Origin of the sequence: Schaalia odontolytica, from assembly GCF_002847525.1 — a bacterium.
Taxonomy (GTDB): Bacteria; Actinomycetota; Actinomycetes; order Actinomycetales; family Actinomycetaceae; genus Pauljensenia; species Pauljensenia odontolytica_B.
Map to the genome: position 1 here is coordinate 210,136 of NZ_PKKM01000002.1, position 22,963 is coordinate 233,098.

21 protein-coding genes are annotated in these 22,963 nt (G+C 65.5%); 10 read left to right on the top strand and 11 right to left on the bottom strand.

Annotated features, from left to right (window positions below):
* Window positions 1–112: 112 nt before the first annotated feature.
* From CYJ22_RS02020 to CYJ22_RS02050, 7 genes are all read right to left on the bottom strand, one after another.
* Window positions 113–2,581, bottom strand: a complete 2,469-nt coding sequence (locus CYJ22_RS02020; protein ID WP_165782112.1) for an ATP-dependent Clp protease ATP-binding subunit — start codon at window positions 2,579–2,581, stop codon at window positions 113–115.
* Window positions 2,582–3,350: 769 nt separating this feature from the next.
* Entirely contained in the window at window positions 3,351–3,803 is a 453-nt protein-coding gene (dtd, locus tag CYJ22_RS02025; protein ID WP_101600697.1) for a D-aminoacyl-tRNA deacylase, read from the bottom strand.
* Window positions 3,803–4,972 (bottom strand): YgfZ/GcvT domain-containing protein, encoded by a 1,170-nt coding sequence (locus CYJ22_RS02030; RefSeq protein ID WP_101600699.1) that lies wholly within the window; start codon window positions 4,970–4,972, stop codon window positions 3,803–3,805. Before CYJ22_RS02030 ends, dtd begins: the two co-directional genes overlap by 1 nt.
* Window positions 4,965–5,627, bottom strand: a complete 663-nt coding sequence (locus CYJ22_RS02035) for a heme-binding beta-barrel domain-containing protein (RefSeq protein WP_101600702.1) — start codon at window positions 5,625–5,627, stop codon at window positions 4,965–4,967. The genes CYJ22_RS02030 and CYJ22_RS02035 overlap by 8 nt, the downstream gene beginning before the upstream one ends.
* A 117-nt stretch (window positions 5,628–5,744) precedes the next feature.
* Window positions 5,745–6,665 carry a hypothetical protein gene (locus CYJ22_RS02040; RefSeq protein WP_243390434.1) on the bottom strand — a complete coding sequence of 307 codons (921 nt, stop codon included), beginning with the start codon at window positions 6,663–6,665 and terminating at the stop codon, window positions 5,745–5,747.
* Between the two features lie 388 nt (window positions 6,666–7,053).
* Window positions 7,054–8,334 (bottom strand): adenylosuccinate synthase, encoded by a 1,281-nt coding sequence (locus CYJ22_RS02045; RefSeq protein ID WP_101600704.1) that lies wholly within the window; start codon window positions 8,332–8,334, stop codon window positions 7,054–7,056.
* Between the two features lie 94 nt (window positions 8,335–8,428).
* On the bottom strand, window positions 8,429–8,923 hold the full coding sequence (locus CYJ22_RS02050) for a DUF456 domain-containing protein (protein ID WP_007588943.1): 495 nt from the start codon (window positions 8,921–8,923) through the stop codon (window positions 8,429–8,431).
* A 164-nt stretch (window positions 8,924–9,087) separates the two neighbouring features.
* Here CYJ22_RS02050 and CYJ22_RS02055 point away from each other — a divergent pair, with 164 nt between their 5' ends.
* The 8 genes from CYJ22_RS02055 to CYJ22_RS02090 all read left to right on the top strand — a co-directional run bounded on the left by CYJ22_RS02055 (window position 9,088) and on the right by CYJ22_RS02090 (window position 14,838).
* On the top strand, window positions 9,088–10,329 hold the full coding sequence (locus tag CYJ22_RS02055) for a hypothetical protein (RefSeq protein WP_101600706.1): 1,242 nt from the start codon (window positions 9,088–9,090) through the stop codon (window positions 10,327–10,329).
* Window positions 10,326–10,739, top strand: a complete 414-nt coding sequence (locus tag CYJ22_RS02060) for a hypothetical protein (protein ID WP_101600709.1) — start codon at window positions 10,326–10,328, stop codon at window positions 10,737–10,739. Before CYJ22_RS02055 ends, CYJ22_RS02060 begins: the two co-directional genes overlap by 4 nt.
* A 24-nt stretch (window positions 10,740–10,763) precedes the next feature.
* The gene (locus tag CYJ22_RS02065; protein WP_007588927.1) at window positions 10,764–11,054 is read left to right on the top strand and encodes a WXG100 family type VII secretion target; all 291 of its coding nucleotides are present in this window, start codon (window positions 10,764–10,766) and stop codon (window positions 11,052–11,054) included.
* A 117-nt stretch (window positions 11,055–11,171) separates the two neighbouring features.
* Window positions 11,172–11,777 (top strand): hypothetical protein, encoded by a 606-nt coding sequence (locus tag CYJ22_RS02070; protein WP_101600710.1) that lies wholly within the window; start codon window positions 11,172–11,174, stop codon window positions 11,775–11,777.
* Window positions 11,778–11,880: 103 nt separating this feature from the next.
* Window positions 11,881–12,474: a hypothetical protein gene (locus CYJ22_RS02075; protein WP_007588948.1), complete on the top strand. Its 594-nt coding sequence runs from the start codon at window positions 11,881–11,883 to the stop codon at window positions 12,472–12,474.
* Window positions 12,475–12,515: 41 nt separating this feature from the next.
* Window positions 12,516–13,094: a hypothetical protein gene (locus tag CYJ22_RS02080; protein ID WP_243390435.1), complete on the top strand. Its 579-nt coding sequence runs from the start codon at window positions 12,516–12,518 to the stop codon at window positions 13,092–13,094.
* A gap of 163 nt (window positions 13,095–13,257) precedes the next feature.
* On the top strand, window positions 13,258–13,872 hold the full coding sequence (locus tag CYJ22_RS02085; RefSeq protein ID WP_101600756.1) for a hypothetical protein: 615 nt from the start codon (window positions 13,258–13,260) through the stop codon (window positions 13,870–13,872).
* 99 nt (window positions 13,873–13,971) lie between these two features.
* Window positions 13,972–14,838 (top strand): hypothetical protein, encoded by an 867-nt coding sequence (locus CYJ22_RS02090; RefSeq protein ID WP_101600712.1) that lies wholly within the window; start codon window positions 13,972–13,974, stop codon window positions 14,836–14,838.
* 78 nt (window positions 14,839–14,916) lie between these two features.
* Here the strand turns inward: CYJ22_RS02090 and rlmB are convergent, their stop codons facing one another.
* The 4 genes from rlmB to thrC all read right to left on the bottom strand — a co-directional run bounded on the left by rlmB (window position 14,917) and on the right by thrC (window position 20,721).
* On the bottom strand, window positions 14,917–15,894 hold the full coding sequence (rlmB, locus tag CYJ22_RS02095; RefSeq protein WP_007588945.1) for a 23S rRNA (guanosine(2251)-2'-O)-methyltransferase RlmB: 978 nt from the start codon (window positions 15,892–15,894) through the stop codon (window positions 14,917–14,919).
* Between the two features lie 109 nt (window positions 15,895–16,003).
* Window positions 16,004–16,552 (bottom strand): DUF1697 domain-containing protein, encoded by a 549-nt coding sequence (locus CYJ22_RS02100; RefSeq protein WP_101600713.1) that lies wholly within the window; start codon window positions 16,550–16,552, stop codon window positions 16,004–16,006.
* Window positions 16,553–17,666: 1,114 nt separating this feature from the next.
* The gene (cysS, locus tag CYJ22_RS02105) at window positions 17,667–19,124 is read right to left on the bottom strand and encodes a cysteine--tRNA ligase (RefSeq protein WP_101600716.1); all 1,458 of its coding nucleotides are present in this window, start codon (window positions 19,122–19,124) and stop codon (window positions 17,667–17,669) included.
* Between the two features lie 139 nt (window positions 19,125–19,263).
* Window positions 19,264–20,721, bottom strand: coding sequence for a threonine synthase (gene thrC, locus CYJ22_RS02110; protein ID WP_101600719.1), 1,458 nt, complete (start codon window positions 20,719–20,721; stop codon window positions 19,264–19,266).
* A 125-nt stretch (window positions 20,722–20,846) separates the two neighbouring features.
* Here thrC and CYJ22_RS02115 point away from each other — a divergent pair, with 125 nt between their 5' ends.
* Together CYJ22_RS02115 and ispF are read left to right on the top strand one after the other, a co-directional pair.
* Window positions 20,847–22,370, top strand: coding sequence for a hypothetical protein (locus CYJ22_RS02115; RefSeq protein WP_101600721.1), 1,524 nt, complete (start codon window positions 20,847–20,849; stop codon window positions 22,368–22,370).
* Window positions 22,371–22,385: 15 nt separating this feature from the next.
* The gene (ispF, locus tag CYJ22_RS02120) at window positions 22,386–22,877 is read left to right on the top strand and encodes a 2-C-methyl-D-erythritol 2,4-cyclodiphosphate synthase (protein WP_007590186.1); all 492 of its coding nucleotides are present in this window, start codon (window positions 22,386–22,388) and stop codon (window positions 22,875–22,877) included.
* Window positions 22,878–22,963 lie beyond the last annotated feature (86 nt).

A 22,963-nucleotide genomic window follows, 5' to 3' on the forward strand; every position in this document is an offset into this window, starting at 1 on the left:
AGAATCTATCAGATGTGCGATTACTTGACAACTAGAGGGTGGCCCATCGCTGTGCGACGGGCCACCCTCTCAAAGTGACTGGTTTGTCAGTCGAAGATAATTGGCGAGTAAATCACTCTCCATTGAAGGTGAACTTGCGGTCCTTCCCCTCTCCGGTGACGCCAACGGTGACAACCTGACCGGGTTGCAGCTCTCCGAACAGGATGCGCTCAGACAGCGCATCCTCGATCTCACGCTGGATCGCACGACGCAGCGGACGCGCGCCCAAGACCGGGTCGAAGCCCACGTCCGCGAGCAGCTCGCGCGCCTCGTCCGTCAGCTGCAGGCGCATGTCCTGAGCCTCCATACGCTTCGCCAGCTTGGCGATCATCAGGTCGACGATGCGCGCAATCTCGGGCTTGGTCAGCGGCGGGAACACGATCGTGTCATCGACGCGGTTGAGGAACTCGGGACGGAAGTGCTGCTTGAGCTCCTCGGCAACCTTCGACTTCATGCGGCCGTAGTCGTGCGTCGAGTTGTCCGCGGTCTGGAAGCCCGTCAGGACACCCTTGTTGATGTCGCGGGTACCCAGGTTCGTCGTCATGATGATGACGGTGTTCTTGAAGTCCACCTTGCGGCCCTGCGAGTCCGTCAGGCGGCCCTCTTCCAGGATCTGGAGCAGCGAGTTGAAGATATCCGGGTGAGCCTTCTCGACCTCGTCGAAGAGGACGACCGAGAACGGCTTGCGGCGGACCTTCTCCGTGAGCTGGCCACCCTCGTCGTAGCCGACGTAGCCGGGAGGAGCACCGAAGAGGCGCGAGGCCGTGTGCTTCTCCGAGAACTCAGACATGTCCAGCTGGATGAGGGCATCCTCGTCGCCGAAGAGGAACTCGGCGAGAGCCTTGGCCAGCTCGGTCTTACCGACGCCGGTCGGGCCGGCGAAGATGAACGATCCACCGGGACGGTTCGGGTCCTTCAGACCCGAGCGCGTACGACGGATCGACTGGGCGAGAGCCTTGACGGCCTCGTCCTGACCGATGACGCGCTTATGCAGCTCGTCTTCCATCTTGAGCAGCTTCGCGGTCTCGGTCTGGGTGAGGCGCACGACCGGGATACCGGTCGACATGGCGAGAACCTCGGCGATCTCCTGATCTCCGACCTCGGCAATCTCGTCGGATTCGCCGCCCTTCCAGGCCTCTTCCTTCGCCTTGCGCTCCTCATTCAGCTTCGACTCTTCGTCGCGCAGCGAGGCGGCCTTCTCGAAGTCCTGATCGTCGATGGCCGCTTCCTTGTTGCGGCGCACCTCGGCGATCTTCTCGTCCAGCTCGCGCAGCTCCGGCGGCGCGGTCATGCGGCGGATGCGCAGGCGCGCGCCGGCCTCGTCGACCAAGTCGATGGCCTTGTCAGGGAGGAAACGATCCGAGATGTAGCGGTCCGCCAGCTCGGCGGCAGCCTGAATCGCGGCGTCCGTGATGATAACGCGGTGGTGCGCCTCGTAGCGGTCGCGCAGGCCCTTGAGGATCTCCACCGTCTCGTCGACGCTGGGTTCCTCGACCTTCACCGGCTGGAAGCGGCGCTCGAGGGCCGCGTCCTTCTCGATGTACTTGCGGTACTCGTCGTTCGTGGTCGCGCCGATCGTCTGGAGCTCGCCGCGCGCCAGCATGGGCTTGAGCATCTGGGCAGCGTCAATCGAGCCCTCTGCAGCGCCCGCACCCACGAGGGTGTGGATCTCGTCAATAAACAGGATGATGTCACCGCGCGTGCGGATCTCCTTGAGGACCTTCTTCAGGCGCTCCTCGAAGTCGCCGCGGTAGCGCGAGCCCGCGACCAGCGAGCCCATGTCGAGGCTGTAGATCTGCTTGTCCTTGATGGTCTCGGGCACGTCGCCGTGCACGATCGCCTGGGCGAGGCCCTCGACGACCGCGGTCTTACCGACGCCGGGCTCACCGATCAGGACCGGGTTGTTCTTCGTGCGGCGCGAGAGGACCTGCATGACGCGCTCCATCTCGACGCGGCGGCCGATGACGGGGTCCAGCTTGTTCTCGCGCGCAGCCTGCGTCAGGTTGCGGCCGAACTGCTCGAGGATCGCGGAGTTGGAACGCTCGGGACCGCCCGAACCACCGACGCCTGCACCGACTGACTCGCGGCCCTCGTCATCGCCGCGCTGGTAGCCGCTGAGCATCTGGATGACGGTCTGACGCACCTGCGCCAGGTCCGCGCCCTGCTTGGTCAGCACCTGGGCGGCCACGCCCTCGCCCTCCTTGAGGAGGCCGAGCAGCAGGTGCTCCGTACCAATGTAGTTGTGGCCCAGCTGCAGGGCCTCCCGCAGGCTCAGCTCGAAGACGCGCTTGGCGCGCGGGGTGAAGGGGATGTGACCCTCGACCGGCTTCTCTCCCTCGCCGATGATCTCGATGACGGAGGCGCGGACGGCCTCGCCCTTGATCTCCATCGTCTCCAGGGCCTTGGCGGCGACGCCCTCACCCTCGGAGATCAGGCCGAGCAGCAGGTGCTCCGTGCCGATGTAGTTGTGCTTGAGACCGCGAGCCTCGTCCTGCGCGAGCACGACGACCCGGCGAGCGCGGTCGGTAAAGCGTTCGAACATGCCTCTCCTCATTTCACAGGACAGGCACTTCGCCGAGCTCGGCGTACACCCGTCCCAGTTGACTGGTTACAGCCTACGGAAAGCTCCCGCGCCGTGCGCGCGCTTTCGCCCTGGGCGCAGGGCCGGGGTCGGGGCCGGAGCGTGGCACGAGGCCGGGGTGAGGCGGCGACGCCGGGCCAGGGACGAGGCCATGGCCGGAGCGCGGCACGAACTATCGGCATGTATCTCTGGGAGCCTCACCCCAAAGTCGCATGCAATTCCCCCACACCAGATTTCGCCAACCCCCAGAAACGTTGCAATTGCAACGACCATGTTTCAATGTATGAAAGGTTGCCATGGGAATTGCATGCGACATTGGGGCGAAACCACGCTCTGTGACCACACGCAGATTCCATGCAGCTAGCCCCACAAGAAACACTGCACACCGCTGAGCGCAGGAATGCACTAGTTAGGGGCATTACACCCGTTAAGGGGCATTGCACCAGTTAGGGAGCATTACACCAGTTAGCGAGCATTACACCAGTTCCCAGCTGGTGTAATACCCACCTAAGTGGTGTAACACCACTTAGGAACAAGTCCAAACGCGGCACCTAGGAGCACTCAACCCGATCGGGAAGATTCAACCCGATCAGTAGGGGTTGAACCTTACCGATCAGGTGTAACACCTCATCGGTAGCAAGTGCGAGTGCAGTTTTGCTCGGCCGTACTGGTCCGCAGCGTCACAGCACGACTCTCACGCAAGCACAGTCGCGGCGGGCAGCCCCCGCAACTACGCCTCGACGAGGACCGTGAACGGCCCGTCGTTGACCAGCGAGACCTCCATCATCGCCCCGAACTGGCCGGTTTCGACGTGCAGGCCCCGGCCTCGCAGGTCGGCGACGACCGCGTCGACGAGGGGCTCAGCCTCCTCGCCGGGGGCGGCGTGCGCCCACGAGGGGCGCCGGCCCTTCCGGGTGTCCCCGTACAGGGTGAACTGGGAGATGACGAGGATCGGTGCGCCCGCGTCGAGGGCGGAGCGTTCATCGTCGAGGATGCGCAGCTCGGCGATCTTGCGGGCGACCGTGGCCACCTGCTCGGCACCGTCGCCACGCTGGACGCCGAGGAGGACGACGAGGCCCTGGCGCTTCTCCCCCGCCTCGTGCGGATCGATGGCGAGGCGGCCGACGACGGTGCCGTCGACGCGGACCTCGCCCGAGGTGGCACGCTGGATGACGGCGCGCATCAGCGCGACCCCAGGGCGGAGCCCAGGCCGCCGAAGCCCGTGGAACCGCCGCGCTGGCCGGCCTCGCGCGAGAGGTCGGCGCCCGGGCGGGTCTCCGGGGACACGGAGGACTTGCCGTGGACGGGCACGATCTCCTCCTGCGCGGCGGCGACACCGTCAATGTCGAAGACGGTCGTCACGGGCACGGCGCGGGCGATCAGCGCGAGGGCGATCGGCCCCTCGTCCGCGTGGCGGGCCGAGGAGGTGACGACGCCGACCTGGCGTCCGCCCACCTCGATGGGCGTGCCGGGCGCGGGCAGGTCGCCGCGAGAGCCGTCCAGCTGCAGGTAGGTAAGGCGGCGCGGGGGCCGTCCGAGGTTCAGGACGCGGGCGATGGTCTCCTGCCCGCGGTAGCAACCCTTCGTCGTGTGGACGGCGCTGCGCAGCCAGTCCACCTCGGGCGGGATCGCGCGGGCGTCGGTCTCGCGGCCCAGGCGCGGCTTCCACGCGGCGATGCGCATGGCCTCCCACGCCAGGTATCCGGCGCGGCGGCGCGAGCCGGCCTCGGGGCAAGCGGACAGCCACGCGGCCTCGAACTCATCCGCAGCCTCGCGTGAAACAGCGTGAAACATCATCGGGGTGCGCGCGCCGGGATGACGCTCACCCTGGAAGTAGGCAGCACCGCCGTCCACGACACCGGGCCATGGGTCCTCCCAGGTCCACAGGTGTCCGGGCAGGTCATCCACGGACTCGGGCGTATTCGCGCCCGCGCGGACCGAGGAGAACACGACGACATCGCGCTCGGAAACAGCGACGCGCAGCGCAAAACGCATTGACTCGAGGAACGCCACAAACTCCGACACGTCCGAGCGTTCCACGATCAGGTGCAGCGTCTCCCCGTCGTCGCTGGCACCGGCCCAGTGCTCGACGCGCCCCTCGGGCGAGAGGATCAGCAGCTCGCGGCTCGCGCCGGGGACGAGGTCGGTGACGATCTGGGAGGCCAGCGACGTCAGCCACGTCAGCCGATCGGCCCCCGACACAGAGATGACGGCCAGGTCCGGGCGGCGCACCAGCGCACGACCACCCTCGAGGGCCCACTGCTCCCCCGACGGATCGCCGAAGTGCGGGGTCGCGCCGAAGGAGGCCACGGCCTCGTCGACGAACTCGGAATCGGGCGCGGACTCAGACAAGGAAGCCACCCTGGGTGTCGTCGATGCCCTCGATGACCTCGCCGGACTCAGTGGAGGCCTGCGCGGTGCGCATGAGGCGGCCGGAGATCTCAACGTCGGCCTCATCCTCGCCGTCGAGCGTGCGCTCCTGCGTCCACATGAGCTCGCCCGCGACCAGGCCGAACATGCGGCCCAGGTGCGTCACGCGGGTGGCACCCACGCCGAGAGCGATCGCGTCGGAGACCATCTGCACGCGCGGGCCGACGCTGACGCCGTCCCACACGGCGCTGTGGCCCTCGGTGGACGCGGAGGTCGCCGTGAATTCGCGGGAGTTGTACTGGCCGGGCGGGGGCAGCGGAGCATCGGAGGGGGCAACGGAGACATACACGGTCTCTTCGCTGATCAGGTCGCCCTTCTGGATAGCAGACAGGCCCTTCGCTGCGTCCCACGTGGGATCGATCGGCTCGGAGGCGACGCCCGCGTACACGCGGGTCACCAGGCGCATCTGCTCGCCGACGACGTCGCCGCGGATCTCCTCGATGACGGGCGAATCCTCGGCGGTTTCATCCTGGCCGGGGGCGGCTGGGGCGGCGTACATGCCCCACCCCTCCCAGGTTCCAAGCATCCACGCGACGGGAGCAACGAGTGCGGGCAGGTCAGCAGGTATCACCATCATGCCTCCAGCCTAACGCCTCGGGTGGACGCTCACCGCGCGAGCAGGGGCGTGCACAGCTGGCAGCGAACGGGACGAGGCCGGGGCCGGGCCATGCGGAGACCCGAGCGCCCCAGGGCCTCAGATTCCGCCGATGCGGATCATCGCGTACACGGGCAGGGCGGCGACGAGGAACTTCGCGGCGCCTCGGCCCAGGACGTTGGCGAACTGCGCGGAGGAGGCGCGCTCACCCAGGAGCGCATCGACGACCGACACGGCGAAGCCGACGCCGAAGCCGGTGACGCCGCCCAGGGTCAGGAAGGCGGCGAATTCACCGAAACGCTTGGCGATAAAGGGGAAGACGACGGGCAGCAGGTCCGAGGTCTGACCGAGGAACCAGGCGATCGACGCTGCGACGAGGCCCGCGACAATACCGGCGACCATCGCGACGACGACACCAGCCTTCGCACTGCGCCCGGCGCGCGCGGCCGCTGCGCCGACGATGGCGATCAGGGCCGCCATGGGCACGATGACGGACCAGCGCTCGTGGACGGTCAGGGAGACCCACATGGACCCGGAGGTCACAATGAGGAGACCCGTGACCGACGAGGCAAGCGCCGCACTCAGGGCCGTGGATCCCCAGTGCTCGCTCGTGTGCCCCACGGAGTGATCGCGGGGTGCGGGCGCGTCCAGGATCGTCGCCGCGACCAGCGCGACCAGCGTGATACCCGTCAGGGGCACTGCGATGTCGAGGTTCTTCCAGTAGGCAACAGCCATGGGAGTGAGCGCCCCACCCAGGGCGAGGACTGCCTGCGCGAGCCACGGCATGTGCAAGCGCGCCAGCGTCGGCCAGCCGAGGGCCAGCAGGAAGGAGGCGAGCGCAACGATGGGACCGACGCTCCAGCGAGACCCGGGTAGCCACCACGCGACGATGGTTGCCGCCGCCAGCAGGGTAACGGTGAGTGTACCGATACTGTTGGGCACGTGCCGGGTGGCCAGGGTGTCGCGGCGACGCCCGCGGCCTTGGCCGCTGCGGCGCCGAGTGGGCGGGGTCGAGGTCATCACGCTTCCATGGTCCCACATCTGCGCCCTTGACGAGGCAGGGGCCACTCGCGCGGGTCGGGTTGCCCGTGCGTGGGGCTGGGTGTCGGTCCCACTTCACGCCGCCATGGCCTCAGCGATGAGGTGCGCGCTGTGGCGCACGCCCCGTGTGGGTTGATGCACGCCGCCACGGGATGCGCGCCAGCGTTGACTGGTCGTACAGTTGTGGGGCACGCCGGACCGGTATGCCCCGGGCTCCAAACTCTGCCGCTACGAGCGGCCTTCGCGCCGACAGGCGCATTCGGTTCGGCGTGCTTTGTCGTACATGCGCGCCGACGGTGGCGCGTGAAACGAGTGGGGGCCGGTGCTGCAGTGCAGCACCGGCCCCCACTATCGTCTCAGTGAACCGTCACATGAGCGGGTAGCGCACGATCGTGGCCTCGCGGCCCGGGCCCACGCCGATGGACTGGATGCGGCAGCGCGACAGCTCTTCCAGGCGCTTGATGTAGTCCTGGGCGGCCTGGGGCAGCTCGCCGAAGGAGCGGCACTGCGAGATGTCCTCGCTCCAGCCGGGCAGCTCCTCGTACACGGGCACGGCAGCCTCGAAGCCGGCCTGGTCGAGGGGCATTTCCTCAGTGACCGCGCCGTCGACCTCGTAGGCCACGCACACGGGGATCGTCTCGTAGCCGGAGAGCACGTCGAGCTTGGTCAGGCAAATGTCGGTCAGGCCGTTGATGCGCGTCGAGTAGCGCATGATGACTGCGTCGAACCAGCCGGTGCGGCGCGGGCGACCCGTGGTCACGCCGAACTCGCCGCCCTTGGTGCGCAGGGCCTCGCCGACCTCGTCGTCCAGCTCCGTGGGGAACGGGCCCTCGCCGACACGCGTCGTGTACGCCTTAGCGACGCCAACAACGCGGTCGATGCGGGTCGGGCCGACGCCGGAGCCGGTGAGCGCGCCGCCCGCGGTCGGGTTGGAGGAGGTCACGAAGGGGTAGGTGCCGTGGTCGATGTCGAGCATCGTGGCCTGGCCGCCCTCGAAGAGGACGGTGTCGCCGCGGTCCAGCGCGTCGTTGACGACGAGGGACACGTCGCACAGCATCGGCTTGATGCGATCCGCGAAGGACAGCAGGTGGTCCGACACCTCGTTGGGATCGAGCGTGGGGATGTCCACGGCCTCGAAAATGGTGTTCTTGGGGGCCAGGGCGGCCTCGACCTTGGCGCGCAGCTCCTCGGGGTGGAAGAGGTCCTGGATGCGCAGGCCGATGCGGTTCATCTTGTCGGCGTAGGTGGGGCCGATGCCTCGGCCGGTCGTGCCGATGAGGTTGTTGCCGCGCGCACGCTCGTTCGCCTGGTCCATGAGGCGGTTGTATGGCGGGATGATGTGCGCGTTGGAGGAGATACGCAGGCGCGAGCAGTCAACGCCGCGCTCGGTGATTTCCGCGAGCTCCTCGAAGAGCACGTCCAGGTCGACAACGACGCCGTTGCCGATGATGGGGGTGACGCCTTCGGAGAGGATTCCGGCGGGCAGGAGGTGCAGCGCGTACTTTTCGCCGTCAATAACGACGGTGTGTCCGGCGTTGTTGCCTCCGTTGAACTTCACGACGAGGTCGGTGTGCTGGCCGAGCTGGTCAGTGGCCTTGCCTTTGCCTTCGTCGCCCCACTGGGCGCCGAGCACGATGACGGCGGGCATGAGTATCTCCGTTTAGTTGGGTCTGTTACGCGGGTGCGCGCAACGCATCCATCCTACCGGAGGAACGACGAGGCCGGGGCACCGGCTGGTCACGTCAGTTTCCGGCGGCAACCAGGGCGACGCCGACGCCCCACAGGGTGGCGCACGTGAGGGCGGCGATCAGCTCGATGGCAATCGTCCAGCCGAAGGCCTTGAGGGCGTGGAGGGTGGCCGTCCAGGCACTGGCGGTGTCGCGGCTGCGCAGGTACTCGACGAGGAAGATGGCCGCGACCATGCCCAGGACGAGGCCGAGGGGCAGGCCGATGAACCATCCGACGACACCGCCGACAGCTCCCCACACGAGCGTGGATTGAGGGATTCCCGCCTTGTTCATGCCGCGGGCTGGAATCACGTATTTGAGGACCGTTCCGAGGATCAGGACGAGCGCCACGATGGCGAAAATGATCCACGCGGCGCGCGTGCCGGTCATCCACGCCCACACGAGGATCGCGCCTCCGACGACGGGTGCGGAGGGCCAGATCTGCACGACCGCGCCGATCACTCCGATGAGGATGACGATGCCAACGATGACGGTTCCAAGGACGCTCATGGGGTGATCATACGGGCACGAAGTACACTCCTCAAGAAGCTGACCACGAACTTTGACTACCTGTGTTATTTTTGGTGGACTTATGATCGGCTCACCGCTGAGCACCACAGCGCACCTCATCGGCGAGGACCCACCGTCGAAGATTCGAGACATAGCGAGGGAATATGCCTTTATCTGTCGAATACGCGGACCTGTCGCTGGCACAGCAGGTGCTGGAGCGTCAGGGAACACACGTCCAGAATATGCATTCATTCCTTGACGAATGGGGCCATATTGTCACCGGAGGCGTTGCGCCGGTAGCTGTCTACAAAACTGGTTACGGGCTTCTCCTCATGGCTTTCAATGGCCTCAACGAGATTGCAGTACAAGCCGGGTTGGGCGTCCTAAAACTCCTAGAAAACGCTCATACCGGTACGGCAAACCACATGGGCCGAACAATCGATGCCTATGTCAGCGCCGATGAACAGATTCACGCTGCTCTATCCGCTGCGACACAGGCCCTCGGCGGTTCTGCGCTTCCTTTTAATGACCCACGCTCGTCTCTACCTACCCTCGGCGCTGCGGAGCAACGCGCTTCACAATGGTATGGAGGCGCAGATCCGAACGTATTCGCGCAAATGGGGCAGGATATTGACGCGTTCCGCAATTACGTTACTGGTCTCTCGGACCGTGTCGTGCAACGCGGCGAGAAGGCACTCTCGGCAAACCGTTCGATCTCCGAGGCTCACGATGCAAGTTCGTACCTCGTCACACCAGAGGCCCCGGAATCAGAGATGGAGAACCTTCGCTGGAAAGCGGGGCCTGTCTTGGGTGGTGTCGATTGGCTGATTGAGAAGCTCACCGGTGTCTCCGTCCTGAACGACATCATTTTCAAGTACACCGTCGGCGACTGGCGCGTCATTCATCGAGCGAGGACTGCCTGGTCCGAGATCGGCGACGCCCTCGTCGCAGTCGGCCAGAACGACTCCGAAATTCTCCCTGCTCTGTCAGAGTGGACAGGGAGAGGCTCCGAGGCAGCGAATGTTTTCATCGCCGCTCTTTCGTGGGGAACGACATCACTGGAAGGCGCAGCGGGCGTGATGTCGACAGTTCTCTTAGGAATCCAGCTACTCGTCAAAAAAGCGGCAAATGAAATTGGTGAGCTGCTTGTCGATCTTCAAATCGCTTGCCTGGAGCTACTTGGAGACGCTGGAGTCCCGGTAGCCGGGTGGGTAAAAGCCGCCTTCGATATTGCCAAGGATGCCTGGAAGTTCATACAGATGGTTATGAGCATCTACGACATCATTAACATGGTCTTCGACATCATGGAATCTCTTGTTGAAGCAAAGGACAAACTCATTGAAGTCCGATTTACTATTGCGAACCTAGCCGAGGCCGCTGTTCGAGGAGCTGCAGCACGAGTATGAGCAACGAAGGATACATCGCACGTTTCGAAGAGTTGTTCCGCTCGTTCGACAACTTGTCTCAAGCGATCAACAAACAACGCGAGCAAAATCAGCGAGACAATGCAGAACACCGGCAGCGGCGCGCTGAGGCCGCACGCCGCGGAGAACTCGGTGAAGACTGGAAGACAATCCAGGAACGTATTGACAACGGAGAGACGACATTGGAAGACGTCTTCTCCGGTAAGGATACGTCCGAAGCAGCTGAGACCATTCGGAAAACAGCACAACAGAACGTTACGAAGGTTATGCAGCAGGCGCGCCAAGAAGCCGAGGAGAACGATGAGGAGGATCCCTTCGCTGCGTTTCAGGAGAAGCTCAGCGCTCTGAGCAAGGCGACTGAAGAACGAGTCCGTCATTTTCAGGGCTTTTAAAGGGCCATTCCAGAAGGAGACATAATGCCCGATCTCTACGTCGACGAGGGCGAACTTCAATCCCTCTCCAGCACGCTCAGCCAGCGTGTGGACCACATGGAAGCAATCATCGACACCATCCCACAGGCGCAGAATTACCTTGCGAGCACCTGGGAGGGCGAGGCTGCGCGGGCAGCTTTGAACCGCATGAGGATGGATGAAGAGGCTCTCCGCGACACTGCGGAAGCGCTCTCTCGCGCCCGGCAGCTCCTCGACGAGGCGATCCAGACCTACGAGGAAACGGAGCAAAACGTTTCCTCGCTGTGGTCCCTCTAAGGCGTCGAGTAAACCTGATCAAAGCGAGCGCCCGGGGGCCGTCACAGCGGAAACCGATCACGGGCACCGTTTGGGGAGGGAGGTGTCGGCTGGCGACGCGCGCGTCAGCTCATCATCATGGTCAACAAAGCCTCACGAGGAGAGTCCCGCAACCGCTGGGACAAGCGCCAGTACGCGACGTACCTCGTCGCGCTGAACCCGCAGCAGACAACCGACCGCTGCCTGGATTTCTGGCGCTCAATCGGAGGGTTCGCCGAGCAGGCTGGGGTACGCGAGCAGCTCGCGCGCCTCGGTTTCGTCGGCACCCAATTCACGATCGGTGGAACCGGTCGGTACTACGCCTTCCGCTCCCTCGACAATATGTTTCCGCTGATGAGCGTCTTCCCGAAGCTCATGCCCAAGAAATTCAGGGACTCCATCCAGGAGCCGACCAGCATCATGGTCGCCGCTCGCCCACATTCGGTAGGTGGGCAACCGGCATCGGAGCTGTGGTGTTTCCTCGCGAAAGATGCCCTCAGGGAACCCGTCATCACGGACGCTTTCATGAAGTCTGCTCTAGAAGGCATAAGTGAGTCCTTCACCCAACAGGGCATCTTGTTGGGCACCCCGCAATTCTTCCGAGGTGGAGATCTCCCCCGTGATCACGTCTTCTCCGACATGGGTCTCCTCGCATTGCGACGGGCCGCCACAGCTTTCGTTCGCGACGAGTCACACCGCCAGTGAACCACCCGCAAGCCTCCCTCAGCACCACGCAGCCCCGCGACCGTGCACCGCGCGGGGGCACCTTCGCTTCTCTCTCCTCCGTCTTTTCCCGGAAAGGACAGCGATGAACACGGCACCACCAACCTCCTCGTCGAAGGGGCGCCTCCTCAATCGAAACCGCTACTTCTACGCGCAGCTGGCCACCGACCCGCACCAGGCGGCGACGAGCTGCGCCGACTACTGGGTGTCCACAGGGGCGCGCAACGGAACGCCAGGGATGAGCGGGCAGCTCGCCAGCCACGGCTGGATCGGCACCGAACTCATCACCGGCAGCTACGCACGCCACTGCGCCATGTCCTCGTTCTTCGAGAGCATCCCCCTCATCGGCTTCTTTCCTTCCCTCGCTCCCAGGTCACTCAAGCACGCACAGCAGGCACCCAAGCGCATCATCATCGCCGCTCGCGCCTGTCAGGTAGCTGGCCGCCCGGCGAGCGAGCTGTGGTGCTTCGACGGCGACATCACTTCGACGGACCCGATGGTGTCCAATGCCTTCATGGACACCGCCCTGCGCGATCTCGCGATCGCGCTCCACAAGCAGGGGACGCTGCTGGGCACGCCCAAGCGCTTCTTCGGAGGCGCGCTGCCCAAAGACCACCTGTTCTACTTCCAGAACATCGCCATCATGCGCAGGGACGCGAAGATGAACAGGCGCTACTGACGCCACACGGGAGATAAACGATGAACTCTCTTGTCTCAGCGATGCAGCGAGACTACGACGCATCTTTCAGCCCAATCACCGTTTTTCGCCTGGCAATACCCCCCGACGACGCCGTGTCTCGCTGCGTCGGCCTCTGGAAGATGAAGGGCATCCGCTCCGAGACAGTCGGCATGCGCGAACAATTCAAGCAGCGGGGATGGGCGGGAACAGAGCTGATCATCGGACACAGCGGGCGCGCACTCCTCACTGATTTTTTGTTCAACACGCGAGGGCTCACCCTCCTGTTCTCACAGGCAATCTCTCTCCTGCCCAACCGTGTCAAGAGAGCCGCCATCACCAAGATTTACGTGGACATCATCGCACGCACGATCGAAACCGAATCGGGGCCGATAACCGAACTGTGGTGCCTCGCTGATTGGGCGACGCGGATCAACCTCAGCGGCTTCGAGAACAGTTACATCGAATCGTCGATGCGCTCGCTCGAAGAGTCATTCAACACGCAGGGCATCCTGTCCGCCCCCGTCCGTCACCTCGATCGCAGGGACATCGAGCCGGACAGTCCCCTCTCGCTCCCCACACTCGTGTCGATGCGTCAGGCAGCAAAGAAGCGCAACCGGTAGCATCCTCTCTTCGGCCGGTCACCGCGCGGGTACCCATGCCTCGTCAATCCCGATAATTCCCTGCGGATAGTATCCTGGTGAGCAGCGGCGCTCAGCAGCAACGCACTGCGGCAGAGTGCTGAGGCTTGTTGTTGACACTTGTCTTTCCTCGAGGAGGATGTTCATGGGGGCGGGTCATTCAGGTTTCTCTCTCCGTCGGGCCGTCAACCGACGCAGGTACTTCTACGCGCTCGTCGCGGCCGACCCACATCAGACGGTCACGCATGCTGTCGACTACTGGGTGTCCAAAGGAGCCTGGGGCGAGACGAACGGCATGCGCGAGCAGCTCGCCCAGCACGGTTGGGTCGGCGCGGAAGTCATTATCGGCAGCGACCTGCGCAGCCTCGCATTCAGGCCTCTCCTCGATGCCATTCCCGGCGTTAATCTCGTTCCGTCTACAGCGCCCACGTCGATCAAACGCACTAGTCAGGAGAGGACCGAGATCCTCGTCGCAGCACGATCCTGCTCGGTCGGAGGACGCCCCGCCTCCGAACTCTGGGTCTGCGAAGCCCGCGTGGTACATGACTCCAGATGGGCGACAGACGCATTCATGGACATGTCGCTCGGCGAGCTGGCGGGCTCACTAGATCGCCAAGGACTGCTCCTGGAAGCTCCTCGATTCTTCCACGGCGGAGACCTGCCGAAAGATCACCTCTTCACCATGGACGGCGTCCTGTCGATGCGCAGGGCCGCCAAAAAGGAGTACGGCCGCAAACCCCGGCGTTTCTCAGTAAACTGAGACTCGCCAACTCCCACCGAAAAACTACCTCTTCTCGATCCACAACACCCGCACAATACGGCGGACCGCAGACGTGAATGAACGAGAGTAGAACCGCACATGAAGATGACAACGACTCCCCCGGCCTCGTGGACCGGGAACCTCTTTCGACGCCCGCCTCTTGGCGTCTACACGGTCACCGGCTCCCCCGAGGACGCGGTCAGGCGGTGTCTCGACCTGTGGGTGACGCTTGGCGTACGCGAGCAAACACACGGCATGCCCGAGCAGTTTGCACGCCGCGGCTGGGTCGGCACAGAGATCACGGTCGACGCCTCGAGCACAGCAACGAAGAAGCCGTCACTTGACCTCACTGACGTGATGGACGCCGTGAGCGACGCTGGGAAGCATCTCCACATGGCATACAAGAAAACCGCACCCGAGGGTCTTCGTGCGGTCACCGACACGGTTGGCGAGGTCGTAGGCGCAGTCGGCGAGGTTGCCGGCTTCGCCGGTAGCGCCGCGCGAGAAGCCGCCGGCGGGGTCGTGGACACAGTCGTCGAGGCAACCGGAACAGTCGGCGAGGTTGCCTACTTCGCCGGTAGCGCCGCATACGAGGGTGCCACCAGCGCCGCGAACAAGGTCGGTGGATTCGTGTCGGGCCTCGCATCCAAAACCTGGCGCAAGGAACACCTGCCAAAACCCGGCAAATTCCGCATCGTGGTCGCAGCCCGCGCACTCCCCGATCAGGAGAAGGAGGCTGCGCAGCTGTGGTGTTTCCTCAGCGATGATTCACCAAAGCGATCCTTGGGTTCTGACGACCAGATCGACGAGGCCTTCCAATGGCTCGAACGCAAGCTCACCGAACAGGACGTCCTGCTTGATGTTCCGCATTACGTCAACCAGAAGGACCTTCCCGCTGACAGCGCCCTCACGGCGAACTGTCTCGCCGCCATGCGACAGGCGGCGAGCACAGAGCCGCTTTCGTGACGCATTGAGCGACAAAAGATCGTCTCGCCGCGGGCGCTAGCGCGCACCCACGGCGAGACGACAGACAGTCCGGAAGGATCAGCCCTGCGCCCGCAGGGACGCCACCTCGTACAGGGCGATGCCCGTCGCAACGGCCGCGTTAAGAGACTCGACGGTCGACGTGATCGGGATCGACACGATCTGATCGCAGGTCTCGCGCACGAGGCGGGACAGGCCCGCACCCTCGGCACCAGTCACGACCACGAGGGGGCCGTCCGCCAGCGACAGGCCGCGCAGGGGCGCGTCACCGCCGCCGTCCAGGCCGACCACGAAGTAACCGGCCTGCTTAGCCTCCTCGAGGGCGCGCACAAGGTTCGTCGCACGAGCCACCGGCACGCGGGCGGCCGCACCGGCCGACACCTTCCACGCGGTCGTGTTGACGCCCGCGCTACGACGCTCGGGGATAATGACGCCGTCCGCGCCGAACGCACCCGCACTACGCAGGACCGCGCCCAGGTTATGGGGATCCGTCACCTGATCGAGGGCAACGAGAAGCGGGTGGCCCAGCTGCTGCAGAGACCCCGCGATCAGGTCCGAAGCGTCGGCGTACTCGTAGCCGCGCACCTCGATGGCGACGCCCTGGTGGACGGCGCCGTCGGTCGCGACATCCAGGTCGCGGCGGGTGACCTCGTAAACGGGGGCACCCATGGCCGAGGCGAGGCGCACGACCTCCTCCACGCGGTCGTCCTTCACGTTGTCGAGGACGAAGACGCGCTCAATCGGGACCGAGGCGCGGGCGGCCTCGGCGACCGGGTTGCGGCCGGCAATCAGCTCGTGACCGGGCTTGACGCGGATCGACGACTTGGCGCGGGCGCGAGCGATCGCGGCCTCCTGGGCCTCGCGGGCCTCGCGCTTGACCTTGCGCTTGTGGGCGGGGTGGTAGGTGCGGTCCTCGGCCTTGGGGGTCGGGCCCTTGCCTTCGAGGCGGCGGCGCGAGTGGCCGCCGGTGCCGACCTGCGCGCCCTTCTTGGTGCCCTTCTTACGGATGGCGCCGGGGCGCCCGCTGTGTGAGGCCATGGTGTCTCCTCGTTTTCTCGTGAACTGACACAAGCGTACGGGTTTTAGGTCGCATCGGGGCCACAGGGGCGCGCGCGGGGGCCAAAATCACGATTGGGTAGGGTGAGCCTCAGTCCTGCGACAGCATGGCTGCGATCTTCTCGACCGTCGAACCGGAGCGGATCGTCACCTGGCGGTAGAAGTCCTCGCGCAGGAGGCGCTTGTGATAGGCGGTCTTCAGGAAGCTCTTCTCGTCGAACTTGCCCCAGAACACGGCGCGCTCGCCGAAGTGCACGGCCTCATCCCCCAGTTCCATCGCCTCGATGCGCTCGCGCACGTGGTCGCGGTCCAGGCCTCGCGTGTAGAAGAGCGCATCACGGCGGGCGACCTCGCCGTGCCACCAGTCGGGCAGCTCTTTGAGCTGGGCAAGGTAGTCCTGCGCCGTCAGGAGGGCCAGTCGGATCGGGAAGTCGTAGCGAAGCTCCAGGAGTTGTTCGACGGCCTGGGCAACGTCCTCGCTCGGGGCGTCATCCTCGGCTTCGAAGATGAGGTTGCCACTGTTGATGTAGGTGCGCACATGTCCGAAACCTTCGGCTGCGATCTGTTCGCGCAGCTCGCTCATGACGACCTTGTTGTTACCGCCGACGTTGATGCCGCGCAGCAGCGCCACGTACTCCATGCTGTTCCTCCCCACTTGCCGCGACGCCTCACGGCGTCGACCTGACCCCAGGGTACGGCCTCGACTCGCATCGGGCTGATCGCGCACCCACCGATTGAAGGGTTACCCCAGCCCGTAGAGAGGCCTAGCTGACGACACTGCCCACGGACTCTCTCGGGGCAATTGCATCGGTTCTCCTGAAGCACCCTCTCCACGCCCCCCAACCTCAATTCCGCACGTAATTTAAAGCGGTAACTTTTTAAGACAGCCTTAAAACACTGCAATTCCAACGATGCGATTTCAGGTTTTGAACGAGTCGCGGGAGAATTACGTGCGAAATTTCTGAACACCGGGCTAGACACAGCACTGAGGCCACGACTACTCAGGAGGCGATACACCTCTCCGAAGGATTCAACCTGATCGGCAGGATTCAACCCCATCGGGAGGATTCAACCTGATCGGAAGGGGTTGAATCTTCCTTATCGGGTGTACACCTCACTGCAACAAGCATTTTGGCGATGACTGAGAAGAGGAAAGCCCCTGCGCGGATAGGTTGTGACGATGCGGATAGGTTATCGCCATACGGATAGGTTAATAAGCTATCCGTATGCTCATAACCTATCCATGAAGCAACAACCTATCCGCATGCACAGCGAGCACGAGCAGGACTGTCCTAGTGAAGGAAGCAATGCACTAGATAGCGCGGCATTGCACTAGCAACTAGCCAGTGCAATACCTCCCTAAGTAGTGCAATACCCCTAATCAACAAGCAAAAACGCGGTTCCTTAGTGGCCACGTCACTGTGGAGGGCGTCGGAGGGACCGGAGGGCACGGGCGGGCTTCGAGGCGGGGGCCGAGCTGCGGCGCCTGTGGGCGGCGGCGGGGCCTGGCCGGGCTTCGAGCCAACGCGCCACACATCAGCGACCTGGCACCACTGGTGTGGAGGGCGCCGGAGGGACCGGAGGGCACGGGCGGGCTTCGAGGCGCGGCGCCGAACGAAGTGAGGCCCTAGCCTCGCGGGCGGCCGGGCCCTCCGGCGTCCGGAACACCCGTGGGGCCACAAGCAACAACACGCCGCTCGGACGGCGGGCTGCCGCCCACGGGCGCATCAAGCAGCCCGGCCCCCAGCCACAGCTCAGCCAACACTCCACGTCGCGCCGTCGCGGCCGTCCGCGACGGTGACGCCGGCGGCGGCGAGGCGGTCGCGCAGCTCGTCGGCGCGCGCCCAGTCCTTGGCGGCGCGGGCAGCAGCTCGTTCCTCCAACACGGCCTGAACCAGCGCATCCAGCGCCGAGTGCTCGGCCGCAGCCGCGCCAGAGGCACCCGCGCCGATGCCGGCCTGTCCACGCCACTGCTCGGAGGCCGGATCAAGGCCCAGCACATCCAGCATGGAGCGAACCAGGACCTGCTCGCGATACACACCGGAAACGTCACCAGCAGCGAGCGCGGCGTTGCCGGCCTTCAGGTGCTCGTGCAGGACCGCGAGCGCGCCGGCGACATTGAGGTCGTCGTCCATGGCGGCGACGAACGCCTCGGGCAGGTCGGCGGGTGCCAGGGCAATCTCGGAGGCTGGAGCCTCGCCGGCGGCCTCGATGGCACGAGCCACGAAGGTGGAGAACTTCTCCCAGGCGGCGTGCGCGGCGGGCAGGGTCTCGGGGCCCCATTCGATGGCGGAGCGGTGGTGGACGGTCGACAGCGCCCAGCGTACGGCGACGGCCGGGTACTCCTCGGTGAGCGCCCCGATCGACAGGACGTTGCCCAGCGATTTGGACATCTTTTCGCCCTTGGTGGTCACCCACGCGTTGTGGACCCACAGGCGCGCGAACTCCCAGCCGGCGCCGTGGGACTGGGCCTGCTCGTTCTCGTGGTGCGGGAAGCGCAGGTCGATGCCGCCGCCGTGGATGTCGAATTCGTCGCCGAGGTAGCGCCGCGACATGGCGGAGCATTCGAGGTGCCAGCCGGGTCGGCCGCGTCCCCAGGGGCTGTCCCACGAGGCAGTGGCCGGCTCAGACGGCTTACTGGCCTTCCAGAGGGCGAAGTCGCGGGGGTCGCGCTTGCCGGCCTCGACGGCCTCGTCGATTTGGGCGTCGTCCTCGGTGGTGCGCATGTCGGCCAGGCGCTGGCGGGTGAGCGAGCCGTAGTCGGGCTGGGAGTGGACGTCGAAGTAGACGTTGCCGCGCCCATCCGAATAGGCGTGTCCCGCGTCGATGAGGCGCTGGACGAGGTCGAGCTGCTCGGGGATGTGGCCGGTGGCGCGCGGCTCGTACGTGGGGGCCTGCACACCGAGGGTCTCGTATGCCTCGGTGAATTCGCGCTCGAAGCGGTAGGCCCAGGCCCACCAGTCCCAGCCGGCCTCGGCCGACTTGTTCAGGATCTTGTCGTCGATGTCGGTGACGTTGCGGACGTAGGTGACCTCGTAGCCGCTGCGGCGCAGCCAGCGGATGAGGGTGTCGAAGGAGACGGCGGCGCGCAGGTGGCCGACGTGCGGGGATCCCTGCACGGTGGCGCCACACAGGTAGATGCCGACCTTGCCGGGGGTAACCGGGTTGAGGGGCTGGATGCGGGCGCTCTTGGAGTCGTACAGGTGCAGCATGGCACCAATCCTACCTGGCGGGGCGAGGGGGTGAGGGAAACGGGCGCTCCCCGGGAGTATGTAACGAGGCCCGGGCCACGCCCACGCAACCGCGCGGGTTCGCAGGTGGGGGCTCGGGCCTCGTCGAGCGAAAGAAAACTCAGGCGCCGGGGCGGACGCGCTCGCGGATGAGGGCCTTGAGGTCCTCGGCGGAGTTGGCGAGGGGCGTGACGCGTTCTTCGCGGCCTTCGATGCCTTCGAAGCGCTCGGGCACGGGCGGGAGGTGGCCGGTGGCCTCGAGGATCGTGTCGGCGAACTTGACGGGCAGCGCGGTCTCCATGACGACGAGCGGCCCCTCGATCTGCGGGCGCACAGCGCGGGCGACGTGTACGCCGTCGGCCGTGTGCGGGTCGAGGAGGTAGCCGCTTTCCTTCTCGGTGCGCGCGATCTCGGCGAGGCGGTCGGCGTGCGTGGAGGTGCCGGAGATGAAGCCGTAGGTCTCGCGCAGGGAGGCGAACTCGGGCGTGCCGGACAGGTCGAAGTAGCCGTCGCGGGCCAGGGCCGTCTCGAAGAGGGCGCGGGTGGCGTCGCCGTCGCGGCCCATGAGGTCGAAGATGAAGCGCTCGAAGTTCGAGGCCTTGGAGATGTCCATGGACGGGCTGGAGGTGGCCAGCGTGTCCGCGGAGGAGCGGGGCCGGTAGACGCCGGTGCGGAAGAACTCGTCGAGGACGTCGTTCTCGTTCGTGGCGACGACAAGGGTTCCCAGCGGCACGCCCATCTGGCGGGCGATGTGGGCGGCGCACACGTTGCCGAAGTTGCCCGAGGGCACGACGACGCTGACCGTGGACGAGGCGTCGGCCCCTTCCTCGGTGACGCGCAGCCAGGTGGCCACGTAGTAGCAGACCTGGGCGAGCAGGCGCGCCCAGTTGATGGAGTTGACGGCGCCCACGTGCCAGGTGGCCTTGAAGTCGGCGTCCATGTTGACGGCCTTGACGAGGTCCTGGCAGTCGTCGAAGACGCCGTCGACGGCGACGTTGACGATGTTCTCGTCGAGGAGAGAGAACATTTGGGCGCGCTGGAACGCGGTCATGCGCCCGGCGGGGGTGAGCATGACGACGGAAAGCCCGGGGCGGCCGCGCAGCGCGTACTCGGCGGAGGAGCCGGTGTCGCCGGAGGTGGCGCCGACGATGGTGAGCCAGTCGCCGCGGCGGGTGAGCTCGTATTCGAAGAGCTCGCCGAGGAGCTGCATCGCCATGTCCTTGAAGGCGGCCGTGGGGCCGTTCGAGAGGTGGGCGATGTGCAGGTCGGTGCCCTCCAGGGCGTCGACGGGGACGATCTGGGGGTCGGAGAAGGAGGGGGTGCGGTAGGCGCGGGCCGTGATCGCGCTCAGGTCGCCGGCGGGGATGTCGTCGACGAAGAGGGAGATGATGCCGGCGGCCATGGCGGCGTAGCCGTCCTCGCGCAGGACGATGCGCAGCTCGTCCAGGTCGGAGCGAGACAGCGTCGGGTATTCCTCGGGCAGGTAGAGTCCGCCGTCGGGGGCGAGTCCTTCCAGGAGGATGTCACTGAAGGAACGGGTGGGCGTGTTGGGGCCGCGTCGGGTCGAAATGTAGCGCACGGGTCGATCCTATCGGAGAGAGCACGTGGCCTGCGAGGGCGCCCGTTCCTCGTCACATGTGTGGGACGAGGCCGGGGCCATGTGAGCCCGGGAAACCTCACGACCGTCTGTGGTACAAACGACGGGTGAGTACGAACGATTCCCAGTGGACGCAGCCCACCGCTGCCGATTCCTCGAGCGCCCCGGTTCCCCCGCCGCCGACGGGCACCCCGTACGCGAGTGGGCCCGCCTCGTCGACGAACGTGTTTGCCGCGCCGTCGTCGGTCCCCAACCCCATTGCACGCCCGAATGATCCGGGAGCCGCCTCGACGGTCTCGTCGAAGCGCGGGTGGTTTATCGTCTTGTCGATCCTCGCGTTCCTCATCGTCATCCTCCTGCTCCTCGGATACTTCTTCCGGCCGTGGGGCTCCACGCCGCGCGAAGAGAAGAACAGCTCCCAGGGCTACAGCGGGTCCGCGACGAACACCGGTAACCTCTCGAGCGCTTGGGCGGCGGGCGTCGGCACCGCGTGGACCCTCGACAGCGTCTCAGCCGTCCGGGGAGAGCACCAGGACGTGGTGACCCTGGTGGACGGCACGACCCTGTACGTGGCTGGTACCCCTAGCAGCCATGAGGGGATCGACGTTGCTGCCGTCGATATTTCGGGCTCGCAGCCGCAGGTTATCTGGGATTCGAGTGACCCGCAGGCGAGGCGTGATTCCTCTCGTTTGCCGCTGCGCATGACGTCCGTCGGCGACAAGCTCATCGTCGGCACCTACACGGTGGACAAGGCGACGGGTGAGGTTCAGGAAGCCCCCTGGATCGATGACTCGCCCCTGACGGCGGTCGGTGACGTCCTCGTGACGTGCTCGGGTGCCGAGACCTGCGCCGGGTGGACGTGGGAGTCCTCCGAGTGGAAGCAGCAGTGGAAGTCGATCACGGCACTGCAGGACACGAGCAACGAGATCTGGGATATGCGCGACAGCCTGGTCGTCGGCTCCGGAGACGACACGTCGGTCCTGGCCCCCGTGCAGGGCAGGCGATCCCTGCAGCTGATCAACGTGCACACGGGAACGGTCGCGACGCTCAGTGACAGCGTTCGAATGGAGCAATCCGGCTACCGACGCGATGTCCTCGTCGCCAGCGACGGAGTCGCCATCAGGGATAACAACGACCTGGTGTCGTTCTACGACGCATCCGGGACTCTCGTCAACTCCTTCGAGATGACGCGCTACCTGAGTGCGATCGCGGACGGCGGCCAGGCCCCGACCCTCGAGGAGCTGCAGGCATACCTGAAGTCCGGGAAGGCCCCGTGGGCGACGGGCATGATCGAGGTGTCGGGCCCCAAGTGCGAGGACGTGACCGTCTCTCCGACTTCGGCCGGAAGCTCGCGCATCGTACACAAAGCCAAGGGCCTGGCAGTCAGTTCCAGCGATCCCTGCTACACGGATATTGACGAGGTGCGTATGAGCCCCGACGGCGCCGCGGTGTACGTGTCGAATGGCAACAGAACGGAGATCGAGCACGCTTACTTCCTCGACACGGACGGGGATGTCGTCCACGCGGCGACGGACATGGTGAAGGCGGATCAGCTGACGTGGGCGTTCGACGACCTCATCATTGCGGTATCGAAGGGCCAGGTCACGGCCTTTACTCCGGCTTCCGCGTGACGCTACCCTGGTGCCATGACTGATCTGCCTTTCCGCATCGGCCAAGCGGTCGACGTCCACGCGTTCGCCGCTCCCGACTCGCCGCGCCCTCTGATGGTCGCGTGCCTGGAGTGGCCGGGAGAGCGCCCTCTCGAGGGTCATTCGGACGCGGACGTTGCCGCGCACGCTCTGTGCGACGCGATGCTGCTGGCGACGGGTCTGGGTGAGTTGGGCACGGTCTTTGGCGTGGACCGCCCGGAGTGGGCGGGCGCCTCGGGGCGTGCCCTCCTCGAGGAGGTTCGCCGCATGGCGGCCGAGGCCGGCTGGGTACTCGGCAACGCGACCGTGCAGGTCGTCGGGAATCGGCCTCGTATGGCCGCGCGCCTGCCCGAGGCCTGCGCAGTCATGAGCGAGATCGCGGGGGGCACGGTCACCGTGTCGGCGACGACCTCGGATCGTCTGGGTTTCACGGGACGAGGCGAGGGCGTGGCCGCACTGGCAAGTGCCCTCATGGTGCGCGCCGAGTAGGTCTCCCATTCGCGGCTGCTCGGCACCGTCGAGGCTTACGCGCGTGAGGCCTGCCCGCAGTCCCATTCACTGCCGCGAGCGCACTC